Origin of the sequence: Burkholderia diffusa, assembly GCF_902499115.1 — a bacterium.
GTDB lineage: Bacteria > Pseudomonadota > Gammaproteobacteria > Burkholderiales > Burkholderiaceae > Burkholderia > Burkholderia diffusa.
Genome location: NZ_CABVPN010000026.1, coordinates 80071 through 104092, shown reverse-complemented (window position 1 = coordinate 104092; position 24022 = coordinate 80071). Strand labels below are relative to the sequence as shown.

Annotated in this window: 24 protein-coding genes and 1 pseudogene; 12 read left to right on the top strand and 13 right to left on the bottom strand. The window is 66.3% G+C overall.

Annotated features, from left to right (window positions below; all coding sequences use genetic code 11):
• Positions 1-142: 142 nt before the first annotated feature.
• Positions 143-640 carry an Lrp/AsnC family transcriptional regulator gene (locus tag BTE28158_RS24705; protein WP_124901492.1) on the top strand — a complete coding sequence of 166 codons (498 nt, stop codon included), beginning with the start codon at positions 143-145 and terminating at the stop codon, positions 638-640.
• A gap of 36 nt (positions 641-676) precedes the next feature.
• Here the strand turns inward: BTE28158_RS24705 and BTE28158_RS24700 are convergent, their stop codons facing one another.
• On the bottom strand, positions 677-1210 hold the full coding sequence (locus BTE28158_RS24700) for a methylated-DNA--[protein]-cysteine S-methyltransferase (protein WP_059601035.1): 534 nt from the start codon (positions 1208-1210) through the stop codon (positions 677-679).
• Positions 1207-2685, bottom strand: coding sequence for a DNA-3-methyladenine glycosylase 2 family protein (locus tag BTE28158_RS24695; protein WP_151048265.1), 1479 nt, complete (start codon positions 2683-2685; stop codon positions 1207-1209). The genes BTE28158_RS24700 and BTE28158_RS24695 overlap by 4 nt, the downstream gene beginning before the upstream one ends.
• A 341-nt stretch (positions 2686-3026) precedes the next feature.
• On the opposite strand from BTE28158_RS24695, the gene BTE28158_RS24690 reads away from it, so the two are divergent.
• The gene (locus BTE28158_RS24690; RefSeq protein WP_151048263.1) at positions 3027-4319 is read left to right on the top strand and encodes an MFS transporter; all 1293 of its coding nucleotides are present in this window, start codon (positions 3027-3029) and stop codon (positions 4317-4319) included.
• A gap of 111 nt (positions 4320-4430) precedes the next feature.
• Here the strand turns inward: BTE28158_RS24690 and BTE28158_RS24685 are convergent, their stop codons facing one another.
• On the bottom strand, positions 4431-5534 hold the full coding sequence (locus BTE28158_RS24685) for a LacI family DNA-binding transcriptional regulator (protein WP_124620660.1): 1104 nt from the start codon (positions 5532-5534) through the stop codon (positions 4431-4433).
• Between the two features lie 102 nt (positions 5535-5636).
• Here BTE28158_RS24685 and BTE28158_RS24680 point away from each other — a divergent pair, with 102 nt between their 5' ends.
• Positions 5637-6473, top strand: coding sequence for an NAD-dependent epimerase/dehydratase family protein (locus tag BTE28158_RS24680; protein ID WP_059681075.1), 837 nt, complete (start codon positions 5637-5639; stop codon positions 6471-6473).
• A 28-nt stretch (positions 6474-6501) separates the two neighbouring features.
• Here BTE28158_RS24680 and BTE28158_RS24675 read toward each other — a convergent pair whose 3' ends face one another.
• Positions 6502-6822 (bottom strand): DUF1330 domain-containing protein, encoded by a 321-nt coding sequence (locus BTE28158_RS24675; protein ID WP_151048261.1) that lies wholly within the window; start codon positions 6820-6822, stop codon positions 6502-6504.
• A gap of 220 nt (positions 6823-7042) precedes the next feature.
• Complete coding sequence (locus BTE28158_RS24670; RefSeq protein ID WP_151048259.1) at positions 7043-7504, bottom strand: MerR family transcriptional regulator; 462 nt, start codon at positions 7502-7504, stop codon at positions 7043-7045.
• Between the two features lie 84 nt (positions 7505-7588).
• Between BTE28158_RS24670 and BTE28158_RS24665 the strand changes: the two genes are divergently transcribed.
• A complete protein-coding gene (locus BTE28158_RS24665; protein WP_151048257.1) occupies positions 7589-8824 on the top strand; it encodes an NADH:flavin oxidoreductase/NADH oxidase family protein in 1236 nt (411 codons plus the stop codon).
• A gap of 36 nt (positions 8825-8860) precedes the next feature.
• Here BTE28158_RS24665 and BTE28158_RS24660 read toward each other — a convergent pair whose 3' ends face one another.
• Positions 8861-9184, bottom strand: coding sequence for a hypothetical protein (locus tag BTE28158_RS24660; protein ID WP_059601050.1), 324 nt, complete (start codon positions 9182-9184; stop codon positions 8861-8863).
• A 620-nt stretch (positions 9185-9804) separates the two neighbouring features.
• Here BTE28158_RS24660 and BTE28158_RS24655 point away from each other — a divergent pair.
• Positions 9805-10437 (top strand): LysE family translocator, encoded by a 633-nt coding sequence (locus tag BTE28158_RS24655; RefSeq protein ID WP_151048255.1) that lies wholly within the window; start codon positions 9805-9807, stop codon positions 10435-10437.
• Positions 10438-10516: 79 nt separating this feature from the next.
• On the opposite strand, the gene BTE28158_RS24650 is transcribed toward BTE28158_RS24655, so the two are convergent.
• Positions 10517-12145 (bottom strand): NADP-dependent glyceraldehyde-3-phosphate dehydrogenase, encoded by a 1629-nt coding sequence (locus BTE28158_RS24650; RefSeq protein ID WP_124620667.1) that lies wholly within the window; start codon positions 12143-12145, stop codon positions 10517-10519.
• 489 nt (positions 12146-12634) lie between these two features.
• Positions 12635-13585 (bottom strand): LysR family transcriptional regulator, encoded by a 951-nt coding sequence (locus tag BTE28158_RS24645; RefSeq protein WP_151048253.1) that lies wholly within the window; start codon positions 13583-13585, stop codon positions 12635-12637.
• 228 nt (positions 13586-13813) lie between these two features.
• Between BTE28158_RS24645 and BTE28158_RS24640 the strand changes: the two genes are divergently transcribed.
• A complete protein-coding gene (locus BTE28158_RS24640) occupies positions 13814-14842 on the top strand; it encodes a DUF1338 domain-containing protein (RefSeq protein ID WP_059601056.1) in 1029 nt (342 codons plus the stop codon).
• Positions 14843-14920: 78 nt separating this feature from the next.
• Here BTE28158_RS24640 and BTE28158_RS24635 read toward each other — a convergent pair whose 3' ends face one another.
• The 4 genes from BTE28158_RS24635 to BTE28158_RS24620 are packed head-to-tail and all read right to left on the bottom strand — an operon-like array spanning position 14921 to position 15886.
• The gene (locus BTE28158_RS24635) at positions 14921-15070 is read right to left on the bottom strand and encodes a hypothetical protein (protein ID WP_156429781.1); all 150 of its coding nucleotides are present in this window, start codon (positions 15068-15070) and stop codon (positions 14921-14923) included.
• Complete coding sequence (locus BTE28158_RS24630) at positions 15067-15264, bottom strand: CsbD family protein (protein WP_059601059.1); 198 nt, start codon at positions 15262-15264, stop codon at positions 15067-15069. Before BTE28158_RS24630 ends, BTE28158_RS24635 begins: the two co-directional genes overlap by 4 nt.
• A 53-nt stretch (positions 15265-15317) precedes the next feature.
• Complete coding sequence (locus BTE28158_RS24625) at positions 15318-15665, bottom strand: BON domain-containing protein (protein ID WP_124620670.1); 348 nt, start codon at positions 15663-15665, stop codon at positions 15318-15320.
• A 56-nt stretch (positions 15666-15721) separates the two neighbouring features.
• Positions 15722-15886, bottom strand: coding sequence for a hypothetical protein (locus tag BTE28158_RS24620; RefSeq protein WP_162840554.1), 165 nt, complete (start codon positions 15884-15886; stop codon positions 15722-15724).
• Positions 15887-16272: 386 nt separating this feature from the next.
• Between BTE28158_RS24620 and BTE28158_RS24615 the strand changes: the two genes are divergently transcribed.
• From BTE28158_RS24615 to BTE28158_RS24600, 4 genes are all read left to right on the top strand, one after another.
• Complete coding sequence (locus BTE28158_RS24615) at positions 16273-17841, top strand: helix-turn-helix transcriptional regulator (protein ID WP_151048251.1); 1569 nt, start codon at positions 16273-16275, stop codon at positions 17839-17841.
• 157 nt (positions 17842-17998) lie between these two features.
• Positions 17999-18190 carry a CsbD family protein gene (locus tag BTE28158_RS24610; protein WP_059601065.1) on the top strand — a complete coding sequence of 64 codons (192 nt, stop codon included), beginning with the start codon at positions 17999-18001 and terminating at the stop codon, positions 18188-18190.
• 429 nt (positions 18191-18619) lie between these two features.
• Positions 18620-19771 (top strand): branched-chain amino acid ABC transporter substrate-binding protein, encoded by a 1152-nt coding sequence (locus BTE28158_RS24605; protein WP_151048249.1) that lies wholly within the window; start codon positions 18620-18622, stop codon positions 19769-19771.
• 193 nt (positions 19772-19964) lie between these two features.
• A complete protein-coding gene (locus BTE28158_RS24600; protein ID WP_151048247.1) occupies positions 19965-21137 on the top strand; it encodes an NAD(P)/FAD-dependent oxidoreductase in 1173 nt (390 codons plus the stop codon).
• A 199-nt stretch (positions 21138-21336) separates the two neighbouring features.
• On the opposite strand, the pseudogene BTE28158_RS24595 reads toward BTE28158_RS24600, so the two are convergent.
• Positions 21337-21667: pseudogene (locus BTE28158_RS24595) on the bottom strand (glutathione S-transferase family protein); the annotation flags it as partial.
• A 363-nt stretch (positions 21668-22030) separates the two neighbouring features.
• Here BTE28158_RS24595 and BTE28158_RS24590 point away from each other — a divergent pair.
• Positions 22031-23290 carry an MFS transporter gene (locus tag BTE28158_RS24590; RefSeq protein ID WP_151048245.1) on the top strand — a complete coding sequence of 420 codons (1260 nt, stop codon included), beginning with the start codon at positions 22031-22033 and terminating at the stop codon, positions 23288-23290.
• 253 nt (positions 23291-23543) lie between these two features.
• Positions 23544-24011, top strand: a complete 468-nt coding sequence (locus BTE28158_RS24585; protein WP_151048243.1) for a RidA family protein — start codon at positions 23544-23546, stop codon at positions 24009-24011.
• Positions 24012-24022 lie beyond the last annotated feature (11 nt).

Below are 24022 nucleotides of genomic sequence, written 5' to 3'. Positions count from 1 at the left end.
TGTCCTGTCTGGACCCATGACAGCGATAGTAGAAGCGGTCGAGTGGAATTAAATTTCAAAATACACAAGAAAATGAAGCAGACGAGACGTCGGCTATTATGCTGAAATTAAATTTCACGAACCTGACCGGAAGGAGCCGCCGATGGCTGGCATCACGCTCGACGACCTCGACCTGCGCATTCTCGCGATCCTGCAGGACGACGCATCGGTGTCGAACCTGCAACTCGCCGAGCGCGCGCTGTCGTCGCCGCCGACGTGCATGCGCCGCGTGCGGCGGCTGACGGAAGCGGGCGTGATCCGCCGCCAGGTTGCGGTGCTCGACCCGGTCGCGATCGGCACGGCCGTCACGGCGTTGATCGAGATCAGCCTCGACCGGCAGACGGCGGAAGACTACGACGCATTCGAGGCCTACGTGTGCGCGGAGCCGGCGGTCACGCAGTGCTATCGCGTGTCGCCGGGGCCGGATTTCGTGGTGGTGGCCGATCTGGCCGACGTCGCCGAATACGACGCGTTCGCGCGGCGGCTGTTCACCGGCGCATCGAACGTCCGCAACGTGCGGACGTTCTTCTCGACGCATCGCGCGAAGTTCGAGGCGAACGCGCGGGTCACGCATGCGATGCGCAAGCGCGGCGACGCCTAGACCGCACGACACACGTCGAACGGCAGGCGCGCGGCGTCAGAACGCGAACGTCTGCTGCATCGGATGGCGCTCGCCGCGCGCGAACCCGGCGCCTTCGAGCGACAACAACGCGCGTTTGCGATCGATGCCGCCTGCATAACCGGTCAGGCTGCCCGACGCGCCGATCACGCGATGGCACGGCACCATGATCGATACCGGGTTGCGGCCGACCGCGCCGCCGACGGCGCGCGCGGCACTCATCGGCAGCCCGACGCGTTCGGTGATGTCGCCGTACGACACGAGCTTGCCGAACGGAATCGCGAGCAGTTCCTTCCACACGCTGCGCTGAAACGCGGTGCCGCGCAGATGAATGGGCACCGAGAAGGTTTCGCGCGTGCCGGCGAAATATTCGGCGACTTCTTCGGCAACCTTGCGCGCGAGCGGCGACGCGTTGCGTACGTCCGCATCCGGTGCGATCCCGAGCGACGGATAGTATTTCTGGCCGACGAAGAAGAGGCCCGTCAGGGCATCGTCTTCGATACGGATGGCGATGTCGCCCAGTGGGCTCGGAATCAGATGAGCGGGAGTCATCGCGAAGCTTCTCCATGAAGGCGCCACACATGCAGTGCGGCATACGCGCGCCATGGCGCCCAGCGCACCGCTTGCGGCGCCGATGATGCGATGCTGCGCGGACGCTCGGTGGCGGCGGCGCGCGGCGCAAGCCACGCGTCGTCTGCGGGGAACGCGTTCGGCCAGGCCATCGCACGCATCGCGACATACTGCACCGCGCGTTCGTCGAAGCCGGGCAGCGCGCGCAACGCAGCGAGCGTCGCATCGAGCGGCGCCATCGGTTCGAGCGCGAGCGTGCCGTCGGCGACTGCACGTGCGAGCGACACGATCGCCCGCGCCGCATCACGCGCCGCGCCGATCGCTTCGAGCGCCGCCGGCGGCACCCTCGCCAGCGTCGCGGCGGAAGGCAACGCATGCTTGAGCCCCGGCGGTGCGTGGTCCACCGGCGTGCCGAAGCGTTCGGCCACACGCGCCAGCACGGCGCCTGCCTGCATCGCAGCCAATCGTTCGCCCGCGATCGCACGAATCGCGATCTCGAGCCCGTCGAACGCGCCGGGCACGCGCAGGCCGGGCGAGCCGTCCGCGAGTTCGCCCAGATGCGCGTCGATCACGTCGGGGCGGCTGTCGAGATCGAACAGCCGCCGCACGCGCGCGAGCACGGCCGGGACGACGGGCGTCAGCGCGGGCGACACGGTCACCGCGAGCGCGAACCGCTGCGGCACGTGCGTGACGGACAGCCAGCCCGTCACCTGAGCGTCGCCGTGCCCGTTCGGCAGGGCGACGACGCGGGCATAGCCGTGCGCATCGATACGCTCGACGCCGTCGAGCTGCCGCTGCGCGAGGAAGCGCATCAATTCGGCCCAAGCGAACGGCGGCCGGTACGGTAGCGGGAAGGTCATGTCGCCACTGGCGGATGCGCCGGCGCCCTTGCGCAGGCGCAGCGGATTGAGACCGTAGCGCTGGCGGAACAAATCGTTGAAGCGTCGTACGCTGCCGAACCCGGCAGTCGAAGCAACCACGGCTACCGGCAGCGCGGTGTCGGTCAGGAGGCGCTTGGCCATCAGCAGACGGTGCGTCTGCGCGAATTCGACCGGCGACACGCCGAACTGCGCGGCGAAGATTCGGCGCAGATGGCGCTCGGTCACGCCGACTCGCCGCGCGAGCGCATCGACGGAGTGCGCGTTCAGGAAACCGTCCTCGATCAGCGAGGCGGCCGCGTCGGCGAGATTGCCGGACAGGTCGAGCAGCCCGTGGCCCGGTGCGAGCTCGGGGCGGCACCGCATGCACGGCCGAAAGCCGGCTTTTTCCGCGGCGGCGGCGGTCGGGTAATAACTGCAGTTCCGCGCCTTCGGTGGTTTCACCGGGCAAACGGGGCGGCAATACACGCCCGTCGTCGACACACCGACGAAGAACCAGCCGTCGAAGCGGCGGTTCCGCGAAAGCAGGGCGTCGTAGCAGGTGTCTGGATCGAGGTGCATGAGACGACTGTAAACCATCCGTGCCGCCGATTCCGGCTGGAATCGGACATGTGTATCGACGCGCCGGCTCGCGTCATGGCCCCCTTTCGCACACGGGAAAATCCCGAAAAAACGGTTAATGCCACTTTGCGAAACAGTCGTCTTTTTTGCGCGGCCGGATTTGAGATGACTCATCGAAATCCCCGACTGACACGGTACCGGGCCAAGCCCTATCCTTTGAAAAACGTTTTCCAGAACTCGACGGACGAGCGGCCGTGCCACGCAAGGGGCGGGCCGCCGTCCGCTCCGGCGCCCGTCGCCGGTCACGGACAGACAACATCCAGCGGCGCGACGGGCGCGGCCGCGCATCGGAGACACTCATGCAATCTGCCGTCGTCGGCGCGGTGCGCGCGGCCGCCAGCCGCTACCGCTGGACCGTCTGTGCGCTGCTGTTCTTCGCGACCGTCATCAACTACATGGATCGACAGATCCTCGGCCTGCTCGCGCCGATGCTTCAGCACGACATCGGCTGGAGCCAGGTGCAGTACGGCCGCATCGTGATGGCGTTTTCCGCGTTCTATGCGATCGGCCTGCTCGGCTTCGGGCGCATCGTCGACTGGCTCGGCACGCGCATCTCGTATGCGGTCGCGATGCTGGTGTGGAGCATCGCGGCGATGCTGCACGCGGCGGTCGGTTCGGTGATGGGCTTCGCGGCCGTGCGCGCGCTGCTCGGGATCGGCGAGGGCGGCAACTTCCCGGCCGCGATCAAGACGACGGCCGAATGGTTTCCGCGTCGCGAGCGCGCGCTTGCCACCGGTATCTTCAACTCGGGCGCGAACATCGGCGCGGTGTTCGCGCCGGCGATCATCCCGGCGATCGCGGTGGCCTACGGATGGCGCGCGGCATTCGTGATCATCGGCGCGATCGGCATCGTATGGCTCGCGGTCTGGCTGGTGATGTATCGCACGGCCGACACGCGCGCGCTCGCCGCGGAATACGACGAGCCGCGCGACGAAGCCGAAGCGCTCGACGCGGCGAACGCGGATGCCGGTGCGCCGCGCTGGGGCGAACTGATCCGCAAGCGCGAGACGTGGGCGTTCCTGATCGGCAAGTTCCTGACCGACCCCGTGTGGTGGTTCTACCTGTTCTGGCTGCCGAAGTGGCTCAACGAGTCGCGCGGGATGGACATGCAGCATATCGGCCTGCCGCTCGTGTGCATCTATGCGCTGACGACGGTCGGCAGCATCGGCGGTGGCTGGCTGTCGTCAATGCTGTTGCGCGCGGGCTGGAGCGTGAACGGCGCGCGCAAGACGGCGATGCTGATCTGCGCCTGCTGCGTGCTGCCGATCGCGTTCGTGTCGCAGGTGCAGAGCCTGTGGGGCGCGGTGCTGATCGTCGGCCTCGCGGCCGCCGCGCACCAGGGCTGGTCGGCGAACCTGTTCACGACGGCGTCCGACCTGTTCCCGCGCCGCGCGGTTGCGTCGGTTGTCGGCATCGGCGGGATGGCCGGTTCGATCGGCGGCGTGCTGTTCTCGGAAGTGATCGGCCAGGTGCTGCAACGCACGGGCCACTACTGGGTGCTGTTCGCGATCGGCGCGCTGGCCTACCTGCTCGCGCTGGCGGTCATGCACGTGCTCACGCCGAAGATGAAGCCAGCGAAGCTCGACGCTTGATCGCGTGCCGGCAAACGAACGCGCCGCCCGGAGGCGGCGCGTTTTTATTTGCGATGCACAGCGGCGCAGTGACGACGAAGCGTCAGCAGGCGGCGGACTCGACCGCGCAATTCAACCGGCCGCGGCCGTCGATGCACGCATGATCAGTCGCGGCTCGAACGTCGAATAGCTGGCGTCGGTGCGCCCGGCGAGCGCGTCGATCAGTTTCTGCATCGCGAGCTCGCCCATGTTCTCGCTCTGGATATCGATGGTGGTGAGCGCGGGTGCCGCGTATTCGCCGTACGGCACGTTGTCGACGCCGGCGACGGACACGTCCTGCGGCAGCCGGAACCCGAGCGACGCGGCTTCCTTCATGAAGCCGAGCGCGATCAGGTCGTTGTAGCAGATCACGGCTTGCGGACGGTTCGGGCCGAGCATCACGCGCGAGCATGCGCGCTCGCCGGCTTCGGCGGTCGGCGCATGCGCATCGTGCACGTCGAGCGTGAGCCCCGCTTCGGCGAGACAGTCGCGCGCGCCCTGGATCCGTTCGTCGTTGACGCGCGCGGGGCCGAAACCGAGGTACGCGATGCGCGTATGGCCGAGATTGAGCAGGTGGCGCGCGAGCATGTAGGTCGCGAGCCGGTTGTCGATGCCGACGCTCGGAATCGGCAGGCCGGGGCTGCGCCTGAGCAGCACGAGCGGCTTGTGCAGGTCGAGCATCCAGCCGGCCTGGTCGTCGGGCATCCGCGTGCTGACGATCAGCCCGTCGACGCGCTGCGCGAGCGCCTCGATCAGCGAGCGTTCGCGCGCCTGGTTCTCTTCGGTATCGACGAGCAGCAGCGTGTAGTCGTGCTGGAGCGCGACGCGGTTCGCGCCCTTGACGACGTTCGTGAAGTGCGGGTTGCTGATGTCGAGGATCACGAGGCCGATGGTGCGCGTGCGCCCGGTGATCATCGAGCGCGCGAGCGGGTTCGAACGGTAGCCGAGCCGCTCGATCGCTTCCTTGAGCCGCGCTTCGACGGTTGGCGAAAAGCGTTGCGTGCCGTTTACGTACTTGGATACCGTCGCGACCGACACACCGGCTTCCGCCGCCACGTCGCGGATCGTCGGGGAAACTTTTTTCATCGGAAGGGTAACGTTTTCGTTCGATTGCACCGGATTGTGGCAGAAAAAGCCGGCGTCCGGCCACCGACCGATATCGGGAAAGTGCGGATGGCTGCGGGCAGATTCGACCATTGACGTTCGGCTTTTGTCCCGCGTATAGTTGGAAAACGTTTTCCGATTCCGTCGGGTTCGGACGACGTCCAGGACACTTCAGAACAGATTCAAGGAGATTCGATGAACGCCACATCCACCGGCGCACGCAAGCCGTTCGGGCGCCTGCTGCTGACCGGCGCGGCCGGCAACCTTGGCCGTCAGGTGCGCGGCGCGCTGGCGAGCTGGGCCGACATCGTGCGCGTGAGCGACATCGCCGCGCTGGACGATGCGGCCCCGCACGAGGAAATCCGGGTCGTCGATCTGGCGGACCGGCCGGCGGTGATGGCGCTCGTCGACGGTGTCGACGCGATCGTCCACCTCGGCGGCATTTCGGTCGACGCGCCGTTCGACGATCTCGTCGATGCGAACATCACCGGCACGTACAACCTGTACGAAGCCGCGCGCAAGCATGGTGTGAAGCGCGTCGTGTTCGCGAGCTCGAACCATGCGATCGGTTTTCATCCGGTCACGGAAGTGCTCGACGCCGATTCGCCGCTGCGCCCCGACAGCCTGTATGGCGTGACGAAGTGCTTCGGCGAATCGCTGTCGCGCTACTACTTCGATCGCTTCGGGATCGAGACGGTGTGCCTGCGGATCGGTTCGTCGTTCGAAGTGCCGAAGAATCCGCGCATGCTCGTGACGTTCCTCAGCTATCGAGACTTCATCGAGCTGGTGCGCTGTTCGCTGCTGACGAACCGCGTCGGCCATGCGATCGTGTACGGCGCGTCGGACAACCCGGTGAAATGGTGGGACAACACGAAGGCCGGCTTCCTCGGCTTCCGCCCGCGCGACAGCTCCGAGCAGTTCGCCGGGTTGTTCCCGGTGACGGCGCCGACCGCCGACTACGACGATCCCGCGCAGCGGTTCCAGGGCGGCGGGTTCGTCGTGGGCGAGCCGATGGAGCGCAACGCGAAGTAAGGATCGCAGGCGCCGCCGGCGTCGCGGATCAGCGCAGGATGTCCGTCGCCTTGTGCCGTTCGTCCATGCCGTCGATCAGGATCAACGGGCCGCTCGCGTGCCGCGCGCGCAGCGGCTGGATCTGCCGGTAAGCATCCGATTCGTACCACGTGCGCGCTGTATCGAGATCGGGAAACGCGATCGCGATCAGGTCGCCGCGCCACACGCCTTCGCGCACGTCGGGCCGCGCGCCGTGAATCACGAAATGACCGTCGAACGGCGCGAGCGTGCCGTCGATGCGTTCGAGGTATTCGACGATGTCGTCGCACATTTCAACGTCGTGCAGGTGGGCGATGGCGTAGGCGGTCATGGCGGGCTCCGTGGCGTCGACGCGATGCGTCGATCGGTGAAGCCATGATCGGCGCGCGGGCGGCGCGCGTCGATTACCTGCGACGTAAGCACATTCATGTGGCCGTGCGCGATGCCGGCCGCGCGTGGGCCGCGCATACTGCATACCGCGTGTCGCGTGTCGCGTGTCGCGTGCCGCACACCGCGTGCGGCACGTCACGGACATCGGGCGCGCGACGCACTCACGCGTGCTTGCGGATCGGCCGCGGGTGCGGCACAGGTTCCGGCTCCGACTCGGCGGCTTCCTTGCACAGCTTGTCGAGCATGCGTTGCGCGGCGCCCGCGCAGTCCTCGCCGGCGGGCTTGTTCGCGATCTCGTCGATCAGCGCCTGCAGGTTGCGCCGGTTCTGCGCGAGCCGCTGTTCGAGCAGCGCGATTTCGTCGACCTTGTTCCGCAACGCCTGCAGCAGTTCGTCGCGCGGCCACGCGCCGAGATCGGGCGGCAGCACCGCGCGGATCTCGTCGAGCGCGAAGCCCGCGCGCTGCGCGCGGTCGATGATCGCGAGCCGCGTCAGCGCTTCCGGCCCGTATTCCCGATAGCCGTTCGCCTGCCGGCGCGCCGGCTCGAGCAAGCCGCTCGCTTCGTAGAACCGGATGCGCGATGCCGCGATGCCGCTGGTTCGCGCCAGTTCGCCGATCTTCATCTTTGTGCTCCAGGGGGGGGGGGGCTTGACCTTGAAGCTGACTTTAAAGTTATGGTTGGGCATCGTCAATCGAGGATGTTCACCATGAACCTGTTTGCGCCCCTCACACTGCCCAATGGCGCGGTGATCCCGAACCGGCTCGCCAAGGCCGCGATGGAAGAGAACATGGCCGATGCGGACCACGCGCCGTCCGACGCGTTGCTGCGCCTGTACCAGGCGTGGGCGGACGGCCGGGCGGGCCTGATCCTGACCGGCAACGTGATGGTGGACGGCCGCGCGATGACGGGGCCGAACGGCGTCGTGCTCGACAGCGACGCGCATCTCGACCGCTTTCGGCGGTGGGCGCAGGTCGCGCGCTCCGGCGGCGCGCACGTGTGGATGCAGATCAACCATCCGGGGCGCCAGATGCAGGCGGCGCTCGGCCAGACGACGCTCGCGCCGTCGGCCGTGCCGCTCGCGCTCGGCGCACTGTCGAAGCAGTTCCCGGTGCCGAAGGAGATGACGGAAGCCGACATCGTCGACGTGCGGCAGCGCTTCGTGCGCGCCGCGCAGCTCGCCGAGCAAAGCGGCTTCACCGGCGTGCAGATCCATGCGGCGCATGGTTATCTGCTGAGCCAGTTCCTGTCGCCGCTGACGAACCGCCGGCAGGACGCGTGGGGCGGCAGCATCGAGCACCGCGCGCGGCTGCTGCTCGACATCGTGCGCGACGTGCGCGCGACGGTGTCGCCGGCGTTCGTCGTGTCGGTCAAGCTGAATTCGGCCGACTTCCAGCGCGGCGGCTTCAGCGCGGACGATGCGAAGCGCGTCGTCGAACTGTTGAATCCGCTCGGCGTCGATCTCGTCGAGCTGTCGGGCGGCAGCTACGAAGTGCCGGCGATGCAGGGCGAGGCGCGCGACGGGCGCACGCTGGCCCGCGAAGCGTATTTCCTCGAATTCGCACGGGACATCACGGCCGTCGCGGCCATGCCGCTGATGGTCACGGGCGGAATCCGGCGCCGCGCGGTGGCCGAGCAGGTGGTCGCCAGCGGCGTGGCGATGGTCGGCATCGCGACCGCGCTGTCGATCGAGCCGAACCTGCCGCGCGACTGGCAGGCCGGCAAGGACAGCGCGCCGGCGCTGCAGCCGATCCGCTGGAAGAACAAGGCACTGGGTGCGCTGGCCAACATGGCCGTCGTGAAGTTCCAGCTCGCGAGGTTGAGTGTCGGGCGGCGCACGCACCCGGGCGTGTCGCCGCTGCGCGCGCTGGTGGCGCAGCAACTCGCCGCGCAGTGCCAGACGCGGCGTTACCGCAAGTGGATGGCCGGGCGGGCGGCGCGCTAGCCGCGAAGGCGCCGCGTTGGACTGCCCGATGCCCGCTCACACCGGATACGCATCGTCGACCTTCAGGTTCGCGAGCCGGAACAGCGTGCGCAGCGTCTGCGGATGAATGTCGCGGTGCGCGGCGAGCGACGTCAGCATGAAGTCGAGGACCTTCGCGTAGCGCAGCAGCACGAGGCAGCGCGCGAGATCCGCGTTGCCGCCGCGCATGCCTTCGGCGAAGTGGACCATCTGGGTCGACAGCGTGCGTGCCATCTCGAGTTCCATCTGCTGTTTTTCCGTCCACTCGGGCTGCGGCTGGTCGAGCAGTTTCGCGAGAAAGATCTGGAACGACGTATCGGATGAGTTGGGCAGCGCATCCATGAAGAGCCTCGTAACTTGCGTGGATCGTTCGGGCGTGTCCGATGGAGGGTCCCGATCCGGGTTCATGTCCGCGCCGATCGGTGGCGCGACTGTCATCCGACGGGAATGCACGTTCCGTACCAGCCCCGCGATCCAAGTGTTGAGCAATGTTGACGCCGGGCGCGGCAGCGGTCGTCGCGTCCCGCCGATACTGGCTTGCACGGAAAATCGAGAAGGGAATCCATACGCTGCGCGCGAGCGCGAGCGGCAGCGCGACAGGGGCCGGATGAATGAAATGCTTCAGCGATGTAACGTAACGCCGGGCTGAAACCGGCCGTGTGTTTCGGTCGACGAATCGGGGAATGTCGTGTCTCGCGCGTGCCGGTGCCGCTCCCGGCGTCGGCACGAGGTCGGGACGCTCTCGCGCGGCGAGCCGCGGCGTCACCCGCCTCACGATGAAAGCGCACGATGGATGCGCCGGATGTTTCATATCCGAGACGTCTCGTTCGCGGCCCGCCGGATGCATGCGCAACCTGTGGACGCGCGGCGCCCAACTGGCCCAGCGAATAACCGGACAACTGTCCATGGGCAGCCGCGTCGTGTTTGCGAACAATCATCGCATCATCTCCGCGAGGTTCGACATGAGCGCCCACGCCTTCTTCTCGGCGAATCTGCTGCTGGCCTACACGGCCTATTTCGTCGGTACGGTCAGCCCCGGCCCGAGCAATCTCGCGATCATGTCGGTCGCCGCGAACCACGGCCGCAAGGCGGCGCTCGCGTTCGCGCTCGGCGTCATCTCGGGCTCGATGTTCTGGGCGGCGGTGGCCGCGCTGGGCGTGTCGGCCGCGCTGCTCGCCTGGTCGCAGTTGCTGGTCGCGATCAAGCTGTTCGGCGGCGTGTACCTGCTGTGGCTCGCGTTCAAGTCGGGCCGCACCGCGTGGTCGGCCAAGGCGGCCGCCACGCCGAAGGCGACGGCCGATCGGAAGCTGTCGCGCTTCTACGCACGCGGCGCGATGCTGCATCTGACGAATCCGAAAGCGATCCTGGTGTGGGTGTCGATCGTCGCGCTGTCGTCGAACGGCGCGGGCGCGTCGCACGGCGCCGTCGTGCCGGGCTGCATCGCGATTGGATGCCTGGTGTTCGGCGGCTATGCGCTGGTGTTCTCGACGGACGGTGCACGCCGGCTGTACGTGCGCGGACGCCGCGCGATGGAAGCGTGTCTTGCCGTGGTGTTCGGCGTGGCGGGGATCCGGTTGCTGGCGTCGAACGTGTGAACGGACAACCCGCACGCGTCCAGCCAGACGAACGATCCGCCGCGCGAACACGCGGCGGATCGGCTTCGGCGCTTCAGATTCAGAAAATGAAGCCCGTGTTGATGAACTTCGAGTAGTGATCCGACACGATCGAATCGAGCAGCTGCTTGCTGCCGTCGGTCTGCTTCGCCGCGACCATCGAGCGGATCGAGAACGCACGCAGCGCGTCGGTCACCGACAGCGTGCCTTCCGCCGAATCCTTGCGCCCCGCGAACGGGAACACGTCCGGCCCGCGCTGGCACTGGCAGTTGATGTTCACGCGGCACACCTGGTTGACGAGCGGATCGACGAGCGCGCCGATCTGCGCCGGATCGGAACCGAAGATGCTGACCTGCTGGCCGTGCTCCGACGTCGTCACGTAGTCGAGCGCGGTTTCCACGTCGTCGAACGGCGCGACCGGAATGATCGGCCCGAACTGTTCCTCGCGATACAGCTTCATCCCTTCGGACACCGGATACACGACGGCCGGGTAGAACAGCGTCTTGCTGAATTCGCCGCCCGAATGGTTGACGACCTGCGCGCCCCTGGCCTTCGCGTCGTCGATCGCGTCGGTCATGTACGCGGTGCGATGCATGCCCGGCAGCGGCGTGATGCTGACGCCTTTTTCCCACGGCATGCCGATCTTCAGCTGCTCGAGCGCGGCGGTGAAGCGCTTCAGGAATTCGTCGACGATCGAACGATGCACGAGCAGCATCTTCAGCGCGGTACAGCGCTGGCCATTGAACGACAGCGCGCCGAGCAGGCACTCCTTCACGGTGAGATCGAGATCGGCGTCGGGCAGCACGATCGCCGCGTTCTTCGCATCGAGGCCGAGGATCGCGCGCAGGCGGTGCGACTTCGGATGCTGCTTCTTCAGGTGATCGGCGACCTTGCTCGAGCCGATCAGCGCGAGCACGTTGATCTTGCCCGACGCGAGCATGTGCGGCACGACCACCGCGCCCGGCGCGTAGATCGTATTGATCACGCCTTTCGGGAACGCGTCGCGGAACGCCTCGAGCAGCGGCTCGAACAGCAGCGTGCCGTACTGCGGCGGCTTGAATACCACGGTGTTGCCCATCAGCAGCGCGGGGATCAGCGTCGCGAAGGTCTCGTTCAGCGGATAGTTGTACGGCCCCATGCACAGCACGACGCCGAGCGGCGTGCGGCGGATCTGGCCGATCGTGCCTTCCGCGATCACGAAGCGCGAGTTCGCGTTGTCGAGCTCCTTCAGCGCGTCGATCGTCTGCGTCATGTACGTGACGGTGCGGTCGAACTCCTTCTGCGAATCGGCGAGGCTCTTGCCGATCTCCCACATGATCAGGTTCACGACCAGCTCGCGCTGCGCGACCATCCGCTTGATGAAGTCCTGCATGCACGCGATGCGCTGCTCGACCTTCATCGTCGGCCACTCGCCGCGGCCCGAGTCGTACGCGCGCACCGCGGCGTCGAGCGCCGCATCGCTTTCCGTCTCGCTCATCACCGGATAACTGCCGATCTCCATCTGCGCGACGCTGCCGTCCGGCTGTCGCACGCACACGGGCGACAGCACGGTCTTGGTCGCGCCGTCCCACGGGCGCAACTCGCCGTCGACCAGCGACACGCGCTGGTGGATCGGCGCGGCGAGCCGGAACTCGGCGGGGATGTCTTGATAGGCGGGAAACAGCTGCTGCAGGGAGGCGGAATCGGGCATGACGGTCTCGTTTGACGGGGTGTCCGGGAAGGACGGGCGATGCGGAATCCTGAGCTGAACGATCCTCGAACCTGAATCGGCATCATGACGCGCGGACGAAGCGGCGTCACGCGGCGGCATGGCCGAAACGCGGACTGGAACCAGTTCCATTTAAAAGGAACGCCGAACCGATTGCAAGATTTGCCGAACGCGATCGCACGATGCGTAAGCTATTTGAAGGAATGTGTCCGAATGGCGGGTATAAGTCGCCTGGTGCATGCGCAAACGTTTCACTTCGGCCGGATTGGGCGGATAATGGCCCGGCGCGGCGAAGCAAAAATTGCCCCGGAACCTGAGAGAAAACACACGCAGTGAAGAAATGAGAGAAGGTCCGCCGCGCTGCCGAAGCGAGGTCGGCTGCCCGGAGCGCCGGGTCGGGGTTGCCCGCCCGGCGCGCACCGGACTTTCGCAGCCGGCCACCCGCGTCGCCCGACCTCGCGATGCCTCGCGTTATTCGACGTCCTCGTCGTCTTCATCGTCCTCCATTTCGTTCTCGTCCCGCCCCGGCGCCGCATACGCGCTCGCCTGCTCCAGCAACCATGCACGAAACGACTCCAGCGGCTTGCTGTGACTGAGCTCCGTCGGATAAACGAGGTAGTACGCCGAATCGCCAACCGTGGCCGCGTCGCACGGCACGACGAGGCCGAGCTGCTGCAACTGCTCCTCGACGAAGAACTTCGGCACCAGCGCGATCCCGAGCCCGGCCGCGGCCGCGCTGATCAGCATCGTGTGCAACTCGTAGCGCACGCCCTGCATCGTGCGGATGTCCTCGATGCCGTGCGTCTCGAACCATTGCGCCCAGGCGCCGGGACGCGTGGTCGAGTGCAGCAGCGGATAGGCGAGCATATCCTCCACGCGTTCGACCGGCCCGTCGAGTAGCGCGGGCGAGCAGATCGGCACGACTTCCTCGCCGAACAGGTAATCGGACGACGTGCCGGGCCAGGTCGGCTTGCCGTAGTGGATCGCGGCTTCGAAGTGCGTGTCCTCGAACGAGAACAGGTCGGTGCGGCTGCCCATGTTCACGCGCACGTCCGGCGTGCGGTCATAGAAGCTCTTGATGCGCGGGATCAGCCAGTGCGACGCGAAGGTCGGCAGCACCGCGAGCTCCAGGTAGCCGCCGCCGCTGCCGTGCGCGATGATCGACAGCGTGTCGCGATCGAGCGCCTCCAGCGCGCGCCGCACCTGCGTGCCGTACAGTTTGCCGGCGCGCGTCAGCACGACGCGCTGTTTCACGCGCGCGAACAGCCGCACGCCGAGGCTTGCCTCGAGCGTCGCGATCTGCCGCGATACCGCGCTTTCGGTCAGGAACAGTTCCTTGGCCGCGTGCGTGAAGCTCTCGTGGCGCGCCGCGGCTTCGAAAGCCACGAGCGCACCCATGTTGGGGATCTTGAATTTGCGCATGATGCTCGTTTTGTCTGACGAACGGACCCGCCCGCGGCGGGCCGGAGGACGAGTGCGGAGACGGCCGATAATTCCAAAAACTCATCACGTCTCAATTTAATCTCGCTTTACGCCCCGCTGCAACCCTTTGAATAATGCATCCCACGCAAGGCCAGGCGCCCGCTGGGCGGCCGGCCAATCGAGTTGCCGGCACGCTTGCCGGCGGTCCCCCGAAACACGAGAATCCTGATGCGCAATCCGAATATCGAGAGCCTGCTGACGAAGCTGCTGGGACAGGCGAAGACCGACGCCCTGTTCGCGACCCTGAACATGCCGGCCATCCTCGACGAATGGGAAACCGACGTCGTCACGCGCGCGGAAATCGCGCAGGCGATGAACATGGCGCTGTTCGAAGGGCTGCTCGAACGTTCGGCGAACGGCCGCGCGTACACGGCCGATGCGATCGAAAACGGCGGCTCGGTCTACTTCGACCACGGCGCGCTGCGAACGGTGCGCTGGCCGCACACGGGCGCGCTGCCGCCGGGCGAAGCCGCGTTCACGCGCATCCTGCGTCCGCTCGGCTTCCGCCTGAACGGCCGTTATCCGCTCGACAAGCTCGGCATGACCGGTCGCGCGTATGCGCATGAAGACGCACCGGACGAGATTGCGCAGTTCTTCGTCAGCGAACTGCATCCGGAGCGCTTTTCCAGGGAATTTCAGCAGGCCGTGACGAATGTCGTGAGCTCGTCGCGCGATCCGCTGTCGCCGGCGTCCGTCGCGCTGCTGTGGGAGATCGAGCGTGAAGGCTGGCTCCCGCTCGACGCCGCGCATGCGCTGCTGCCGGAGATCGTCGGCGCATTCGCGCGCCAGCACGACCTGCCGAACGAACTCGACTACGAGACGCTGCTGCTCGAATCGGCCGAGATGGCGTGGATCGCGACCGAAGGCAACGCGTTCAACCATGCGACCGATCGCGTGGCCGACGTGTTCAAGCTATCCGATGACGAGAAGGCGAAGGGCCGGCCGATGAAGCCGGAAGTCGAGCGCTCGCGTTCGGGCCGCGTGTTCCAGACCGCCTATCGCGCGGACATCGTCGAGCGCGAATTCCGCACGCGCGACGGCGGGACCGTGAAACGCAACGTGCCGGGCTCGTTCTACGAGTTCATCACGCGCCGCCGCACGTTCGACCAGGCGGCGCGCCGCTGGGTGACGGACCTGCGTTTCGACGCGGGCAACGCGCAGGGCATCTTCAAGATGACGGCGAACGCGGCGAAGTAGACGCCACGCACGCAGACAAACGGGCCGGCGGCTGTTGAAAGCCGCCGGCCCGCTTGCGTTGGATGGGCGGCGCGATCGTTAGAACAGGTGCGTGACCAGGTAGAACAGCACCAGCACGCCGAGCGGTACGCCGAGCAGCCATGCGATCAGATATTTGCCCATGTCGTGGTCCTCCGCGTGGCCGCGATGCAGGACGCATCGCGGCGGGGTGAGGCGACGTCGCGTCAAAGGTCGCGATCGAACTCCTTCAACTGCTTCTCGGCTTCGTCGCGTGCGATCCCGTAACGCTCCTGGATCCTGCCGGCCAGATAGTCGCGGTTGCCTTCGGCGACCGCGAGATCGTCGTCGGTCAGCTTGCCCCACTTGGCCTTCAGCTTGCCGGTCAACTGCTTCCATTGACCCTTGATCTTGTCTTCGTTCATCGTGTGCTCCTGGAATAAGGGGAAAAAAGCGCGACGCTCGGCCGCGCGACGGTTCAGGCCTTCGCCTTCAGGCCGGATGCGTCGACGTGCTTCACGCCCTTGATCGAGCGCGTCACGGCGACGGCCTTCTTCACCGCGGTCTTCGACGGCAGCACGCCCGTCAGCGTGACGACGCCATCGACCGTCTTCACGTTGACGTGGACGCTTTTCACGCCGTCCGTGGTCGCGAGTTCGCTCTTCACCTTGGTCGTGATCCACGTGTCGGTGACGGGCTGGTTCGATTCCGCCTTCATGCCGTCGTCGGTCGACGACGATGCCTGTGCGTTCGTGAGCGGGGCGGCGCAAAGCAGGAACGCCGCGCTGACGGCGAGCAGCGCCGACAGGTTCGAGGTCTTGTTCATGGATGTGCTCCTTCGATTGACGTGGTGGATGGGAATCGGCGCAGGCGCGCCGTGCGTTACCGTGCAATCGGCGTGTCGTAGCCGGGCTCGCGCGGCGGCATGTCGGGGCGCGGCACGTCGGGCGGCAGCGGCACCGGCGGATCGGTGCCAGGCGACGGTTCGGGCGGATGGTCCGGGGCCGGCTCGGGTCGCGTCGGATCGGGTGTCTGATGCAGCTTCATCAGGGGATCCTCCTCTGCGGTATGAAAGGGCGGCGCATGGGCGCCGATGCACTACCAGCGTACCGGCGCGAATGCACGCGGACATCGCGCAAATTCACCGGATCGGCTAGTGCGTTTGCACGGGGACGGAACGAAGGAGCGGGAACGGGACGTGCGTCGTGATGCGCGCGATGCGGGATGATCGGCGCGCCAGTCGTGCCGCGCGCAGCTCGGCGGGATAGCGCACGCAAGCGGAGCGGCGTGCGAATGTACTATTGCGCATGGTGCATCCGCGCCTGTCGATTGCATCGGCCGCACGCGATCATCGCGTGCACGCGCCAGCCGGCGCAGGTTGGCGCGGAGGCGACCGGCCCGTCAACCATGTCGACCATGTGGACCACCGATCAATGGACGAACGCGTAAACGAACAGGCGCTGAAGTCGCATACCGACAGGCGCCAGCTGCACCAGATCATCGCGGGGCTCGCCGAGGGCGTGATCCTGATCGAGCCCGACCAGCGCATCGTGTGGGCGAACGAGGCCGCGCTCGCGATGCACGGCGTCACCGAGCTCGACGCGCTCGGCGCGGACGTCACCGAGTATCGCGAGCGCTTCCGGCTTCGCTACCGGAACAATCATCCGGTGCGCGACGGCCACTATCCGATGGATCGCGTGATCGCGGGCGAGGAATTCAGCGACGTGACCGTCGAAGTCGAATCGGCCGCCGACGAGAACGTGAGCTGGGTCCACCGCATCCGCAGCCTCGTGCTGACGAACGCGGCCGGCGAGCCCGACTGCCTCGCGCTCGTGCTGCACGATGCGACCGAATGGGCGAGCGCCGAGGACCGCTTCGAGCGCACGTTCAACGCGAACCCGGCGCCGGCCGTGATCTGCCGGCTCGACGACCTGCGCTACGTGAAGGTCAATCAAGGCTTCCTCGAGATGACGGGCCATGCGCGCGACGACGTGCTCGGCCGCTCCGTCTACGAAGTCGACGTGCTCGAACAGGCCGAGCGGCGCGAACTCGCGATCGAGCGGCTGGGTGACGGCGCGACGATCCCGCAAATGGAGGCCGTGCTCAAGTGCGCGGACGGCGGCACGAAGGCGGTGGTGGTTGCCGGGCAGCCGATCGACATGAACGGCGAGGCGTGCATGCTGTTCACGTTCATGGATCTCGAGCCGCGCAAGCAGGCCGAGCTCGCGCTGCGGCAGAGCGAAGAGCGTTTCGCGAAGGCGTTCCGGATGGCGCCGGTCGCGACCGCGATCGTCACGGCCGGCCGCTTCGAGCTGCTCGACGTGAACGATGCCTTCGTCGGGATGGCCGGCCATGCGCGCGACGATCTGCTCGGCAAGTCGGCGGACGAGATCGGGCTGTGGGCCGACCGCGGGGCCCGGCAGCGCATCGACAGCCAGCTCGCGCGCGACGGCAACGTGCGCAACGCGGACGTGCAGATCCGCACGCGCGACGGCGACGTGCGCGATTGCGTCGTGTCGGCCGAACCGGTCGCGATTCACGGGCAGGATTGCCTGCTGATCGCGCTGCTCGACATCAGCGACCGCAAGCGCACCGAGATGGAGCTCGTCTATGCGATCGAGACCGCGATGCAGGACGCGTCGTGGTTCAGCCGCACGCTGATCGAAAAACTGGCGAACGTGCGGCGCGCGAATGCGCCGGACGCGGGCGCGCAGTTGTCGGACCTCACCGCGCGCGAGCGCGACGTGTTCGACCTGCTGTGTCACGGCCTCGCCGACAAGGAGATCGCCGCTCGCCTCGGGCTCGCGCCGAACACGGTCCGCAATCACGTCGCGACGATCTACGCGAAGCTCGACGTGCATAGCCGCGGCGAGGCGATCGTGTGGGCGCGCGAGCGGGGGATCGTCGGCGCGTCCGACACGAACGGCGTGCGGGGCGAGAAGGGTGCCGAGAAGGGCGGCGAGAAGGGCGGCGAGAAGGGCGGCACGAGCGGCAAGGACTGACGCCAGGCGTCGGGCCATCGGTGCGAATGCACCATGCAGGCTGGTGCATCCGCATCTGCCGCGCGCGGCGCGCGGCTGCGATCCTGTCCACTCGGCGGTGCGGCGCAGGCTGCCGTGCCGTCGGCTCTCTCTCCCCAACTCATCGCAGGAGACGACCATGGACAGGAATCGCATCGAAGGCAAACTCAAACAAGTGAAGGGTTCGGTCAAGGAAGCGCTCGGCAAGGTGACGGGCGACCGCGAGACGGAAGCGGAAGGCGTGGCGGAACAGCAGGCCGGCGAGGTCCAGGAGAAGGCCGGCGAGGCGGCCGATGCCGTGCGCAAGCAGACGGGCACCGACAGGCATTGACCGGCCCCGCGTCATCGACCGAATCGCGCGATGTGCCGAGCGTTGCCGCTGCCTGATTCGGTGATGATTCTTCATCGGCATTACCCCCGCTCAGCCTCGGTGCAACGGGGCATGCGCGCACGCCGCTGATGTTTCTTCTCCCCGGCCCGCCGTCGCGCGGGCCGCGTGCCGTCGGTAGCGTCGGCACTTGATGACAATTCCTCACAACGTAGTTCCGATATTTCGTTTGCTGCACGCGTATTGGCTACCCACAATCGGTTCACCTCTTTCGCGCCGACAGGTTTCCCGGAGAAGGAACCGCGAAGATCGACCGGCAAGTGACGCGCCATCGGCGCCAGGCCGGCGACAGAACAATCACCGGCACGCGGGAGGTCGCCGGCGCGCGATGATCGCGCGTCGCATCCCGACCCACAGAAGAAGGATTGGCTGATGACGTTCCGCATTCGTTCGCTTTCCGGTATTGCACTGACCGCCGCGATCCTCGCGTTCCAGACGGGCGCGGCCCACGCGCAGGAGACGGTCGTCAAGGTCGGCGTGGCCGTGCCGCTGACCGGCGGCGGCGCCGCGTACGGCAAGGACATCGAGAACGGCGTGCGCATGGCCGTGGATGAAGCGAACGCCGCGCACACGACGATCGGCGGCAAGCCGGTGAAGTTCGTCGTCGCGTCGCAGGACGACCAGAGCGATCCGCGCATCGGCGTGCAGGCCGCGCAGCAGTTGACCGACGCGCAGGTGGCCGTCGTGATCGGCCACTTCAATTCCGGCACGACGCTGCCCGCATCGAAGATCTACGCGAAGGCCGGCATTCCGATGATCACGCCGTCGGCGACCAATCCGGACATCACGCGCGCCGGGCTCGGCACCGTGTATCGCGTGATCGCGACCGACGCGCAGAACGCCGGCAACGCCGGTTCGTATGCGGCGAGTGTGACCAAGGCGAAGCGCATCGCGATCATCGACGACCGCACCGCGTTCGGCCAGGGCGAAGCGGACGAGTTCGAGAAGGCCGCGAAGGCGAACGGTGGCACGATCGTCGCGCGCGAATTCACGAACGACAAGGCCGTCGACTTCAGCGCGCAGCTCACGAAGATCAAGAGCACGAATGCCGACCTGGTGTTCTTCGGCGGCCTCGACGCGCAGTCCGCGATGCTGGTCAAGCGCATGCGCCAGCTCGGCATCCGCGCGCAGTTCCTGGCCGGTGGCGGCGTGATGAACGCGAATTTCATCAAGCTCGCCGGCAACGCGGCCGAAGGCGCGGCCGTGTGGGAATACGGGCAGCCGCTCGCGCGTCTCGCGAAGGGCAAGCAGTTCGAAACGAAGTTCCGGCAGAAGTACGGCGTCGACATGCTCGCTTATGCGCCGTTCGCGTACGACGCGACGTGGATCGCGATCAACGCGATGCAGAAGGCGAACTCGACGAAGCCGGCCGATTTCAACGGCGCACTGAAGGGCACGCGCTACGACGGCATCACCGGCACGATCGCGTTCACGAACACGGGTGACCTGAAGAACCCGAGCTCGACGCTGTATGAAGTGAAGAACGCCGCGTGGCAGCCCGTCACCACGCAAACGGCGGACTGAATACCCGAACGCGCGCGGACTTTCGCGGCGACGCAGGACGTGCTGAAATAGCCGGAGCGATCGGATGCGGTCGCGGCGCACGTCGGGGCGATTCGCCGGGTGGTCCGCTCGCACGGCGCCGCGCGCGACGCGGCACGAACAACCTTCGGCGCGGCCGGCCGGCCGCGCCTTTCACGTGCAACTGGAGTCAGTCGTGAGTTCTCAAGTCGTCATCGTCGGCGGTGGTGTGATCGGCAGCTCGATCGCCTATTTTCTGCGTGCTACCGATCCGACGGTGTCCGTGACCGTCATCGAACGCGATCCCACCTATGCGAGGTCGTCGTCGGCGCTGTCGGCCGCGTCGATTCGCCAGCAGTTCTCGACGCCGCTGTCGATCGAGATGTCGCTGTTCGGGATCGACTTCCTGCGCACGATCGGCGAACGGCTCGAGGTCGACGGTACGCGGCCGTCGATCGATCTGCACGAAGGCGGTTATCTGTTTCTCGCGACGCCGGCGGGCGATGCGACGCTGCGCGAGAACCATGCGCTGCAGACGAAGCTCGGCGCGGATATCCTGCTGATGGATCGCGATGCGCTGCGCGCGAAGTTTCCCTGGCTGAACGTCGACGATCTCGTGTCGGGCTGCTATGGCGTGAGCGGCGAAGGGTGGTTCGACGGTTACGGGCTCGTGCAGGCGCTGCGCAAGAAGGCGCAAGCACTGGGCGCGCGGTATGTTCCGGCCGATGTGACCGGCGTCATTCGCGACGGTCGCAAGGTCACGCACGTGATGACGAACGACGGCGAGCGCTACGCATGCGACACGCTCGTCAACGCGGCCGGTGCGTGGACGCGCACGCTGTCGTCGATGATGGGCATCGACATCCCCGTGTATGCGCGGCGTCGCAGCATCTTCAACGTGTCGTCGCCGGCGAAGCTGACCGATTGCCCGCTGCTGATCGATCCGACGGGCGTGTATTTCCGGCCGGAAGGGCGCACGTACATCTGCGGAACATCGCCGAGCCCGGATCGCGATCCCGACGACCTGCCGCTCGACGAGGTCGATCACGACCTGTTCGACGAGGTGATCTGGCCGACGCTCGCCAATCGCGTGCCGGAGTTCGAAGCGCTGCGCGTGGAGAACTGCTGGTCCGGATACTACGAGTACAACGTGTTCGATCACAACGCGATCATCGGATATCACCCCGAACTCGACAACGTGGTGTTCGCGAACGGGTATAGCGGGCACGGGCTGCAGCAAGGGCCCGCGACGGGGCGTGGAGTGAGTGAACTGATCCTGGGCGGGCGGTATGAATCGCTCGACCTGTCGTCGCTCGGCTGGGAGCGTGTGCTCGAAAACCGGCCGATCGTCGAAAAGAACGTCGTGTAGCGCGGCGTGACCGCCCGGTGTGGGGTGGGCGGGATTCTCCTTGTGTCTCAATCTGATTGGCCCGGCTTCGCCGGGCTTTTTTTGCTCATCGCGGATTTCCGGGGAGATGCCCGATAAGGACGTCGGTGACCGGCCACCTGCAACCATTCTCACGAGTGCGTTCGAGATTCCTCATGTGACCGCCTGCAACCGGCTCGGGTCAACGGGTAGCGAATACGGGCGGATCCCGCACGCTCTCGCGCTCCGGCATTCTCGCGCACCAGGCTCGAGTCGCCTCGCATTCGTCATGCACCGGCAGCTTCACCAGCATCGCAAAGATTAAACCACCGATGACGGTGATGTCGGCCATCGAGAACTTGTCGCCCTCGACATCCTGTTGTCGTTGCGGCACGGCATCGACATAGCGCATGCCTCGTAGCGCCTTCGCGTCGACGAAACCCCCACTCCGGGTTTTGATACGTCTCGACGTCGCGGCCCAGCCCGGGCGTACCGTGGCGGAAATAAACGCTGATGGCGTCGAGCACCCCCAGCCGTCGATGCTGGCGCCTGGATTGACTGGTTCCTCGGATACGGCCCTTGATCCGCGTTCCCGATCTTCTTGTCGCGAGCACGTAGTCGATCCTGCCGGATTTGCCGGTCGCGCGGCAGCCTTTGTCAAGCGTTGCTCACGCACTCTTTCCGATTTCGCTTGCACCTGACGTTACGTCAGCTTTTATGTTCGATACCGACGAGGCGGTCCGGGCATGGCTTGGCGCTGGAGCAGGCTCGTGATCCGAACGACGCGTATGTGCATGGCCACCACGTGCTCCGCCCGTCGACCGCGCGCTGGCGCAGCGCGACCGGCGCGCGCGAATGCGTCCACTTTCCGGATTCATCAGTAGGGAGACGATTTCATGGCGTCAGCCGCCGAACTGAAACAGAACGCTTCGCTGTATTTCCTGGCGTTGGGCGCCTTTGCGATTGGAACCGAAGGATTCATGCTCGCGGGGCTGCTGCCGATCATCGCGACGGATCTGTCCATCACCGTCGCGGTGGCGGGGCAGCTCGTCACCGTCTTTTCCCTATCCTATGCGATCAGCTCGCCGATCCTGACGACGGTTAGTGCAGGCGTCAACCGGCGGCGCTTCCTGATCGTCGCGCTGCTGTGCTTCACCGCCGCCAATTTCGCGGCTTGTGCATCGCCCGGCTATCTGTCGCTGCTGGCCGCGCGCGTCCTGCTGGCCGTGTCGGCGGGCCTGTATATGCCCAGCGCGAATGCGCTCGCCGGCTCGCTCGTTACGCCGGAGCGTAGGGGGCGCGCGCTCGCGACCGTCCATGGCGGGGTTACAGTCGCCGTCGCACTCGGCGTGCCGCTCGGCGCGTGGATCGGCGGTCAATTCGGCTGGCGAGCGACGTTCGCCGGCATCGGTGTGCTGTCCGCGGTCGTGACGCTCGGGGTGATGGTCGGCTTGCCGCGCGGGATCGGCACGTACCTGTCGGTACCGTCGCTCGCGCAACGTGTGGCCGTCGGGCGGCAGCCTGCCGTGCTGGTCACGCTGCTCATTACGATCCTATGGGCCGCGGGCATCTGGTCCATCTATCCCTATCTGGCGCCGTTCCTGACGGGCCGCCCCGGCTTCAGCTGCGCGCAAGTGGGCGCCGTGCTGCTGTTGTACGGCGTGTTTGCCGGCGTCGGCGTGTTCATCAGCGGCCGTGCAACCGATCGCTTCGGCAGCGGGAGGGTGCTGATCGTCTGCCTGATCGTGATGATGCTGTCGTATGGGAGCCTGACCGCCAGTGCGCTGCACCTGGAACCCGCGCATGCGCGAATCGCGATCCTCATCGCGATCGCCGCGTGGGGCGCGGCGGGCTGGGCGTTCAACCCGGCCCAGCAAACCAATCTGATCGGCATCGCCGGCCTTGACGTCGCGCCAGTCTCGCTGTCGCTCAATTCATCGTTCACGTATCTGGGCTTCGCGCTCGGCGCGGCGCTCGGGTCGTTCATCGTTGCGTACCGCTCTGTGACGGACATCGGCGCGATCGGTGGACTGTGCGAGTTCGCCGCGCTGCTCATCACGCTGGCCGCGAACCGCCATGCCCGGCACGCGGCGAAGCGCGTTCACGTCGCGGTCCAAACTGCCGCCCCGCACGCCGAACGTTCGACGCAGCCATGACTCGGCGCGTACCACAAGACAACGCACGGGACACTCGTTCCGTTTGACATCGACGGCGTCAGACTGGCAGCGGTCTTGAACCGATTACCCAGATTCACGGACCGTTGTGAGCAAGTCGAACGTCGTCATACGAGGAAGATCGCCTCACTCACACGGAAGTGATTGTGAAGACGACGTCGACAGATGTGCCAAACTGATAACCGAAGCCGTTGCGCCTTTCCGGTTCAAACCGACCACTAAAACCAAGACTGCTATGACTACCGAAGAGCGACTCAAAAGTTTAGGGTTAGTGCTGCCTCCAATTCCTTCACCAATCGCCAACTTCATGAGTTGGCGACGATCCGGCCAGATTCTTTATTTGTCCGGTCAGGGGCCTCGCGATGCTTCTGGTGCGGTTATCAAGGGGAAATTAGGCCGGAACTACAGTGTCGATCGTGGCTATGCCGATGCCCGTCAAGTGGGTCTGCAGCTGTTGTCGACAATTCGGCAGGCGGCAGGGTCCCTTGATCACGTGGCGGGCGTTTTGAAAATCTTCGGCATGGTGAACGCCGAGCCGGATTTTTGCGATCATCCAAAGGTCATTAATGGCTGTTCAGACCTGTTTGTGGAGGTTCTGGGCGACCGCGGTCGACACGCCAGGTCGGCGGTTGGGATGGGTTCGCTACCCAATGGGATGTCGGTGGAAATCGAAGCGATCATCGAGATCATGAGTGGGTACTAACGCATCGACGG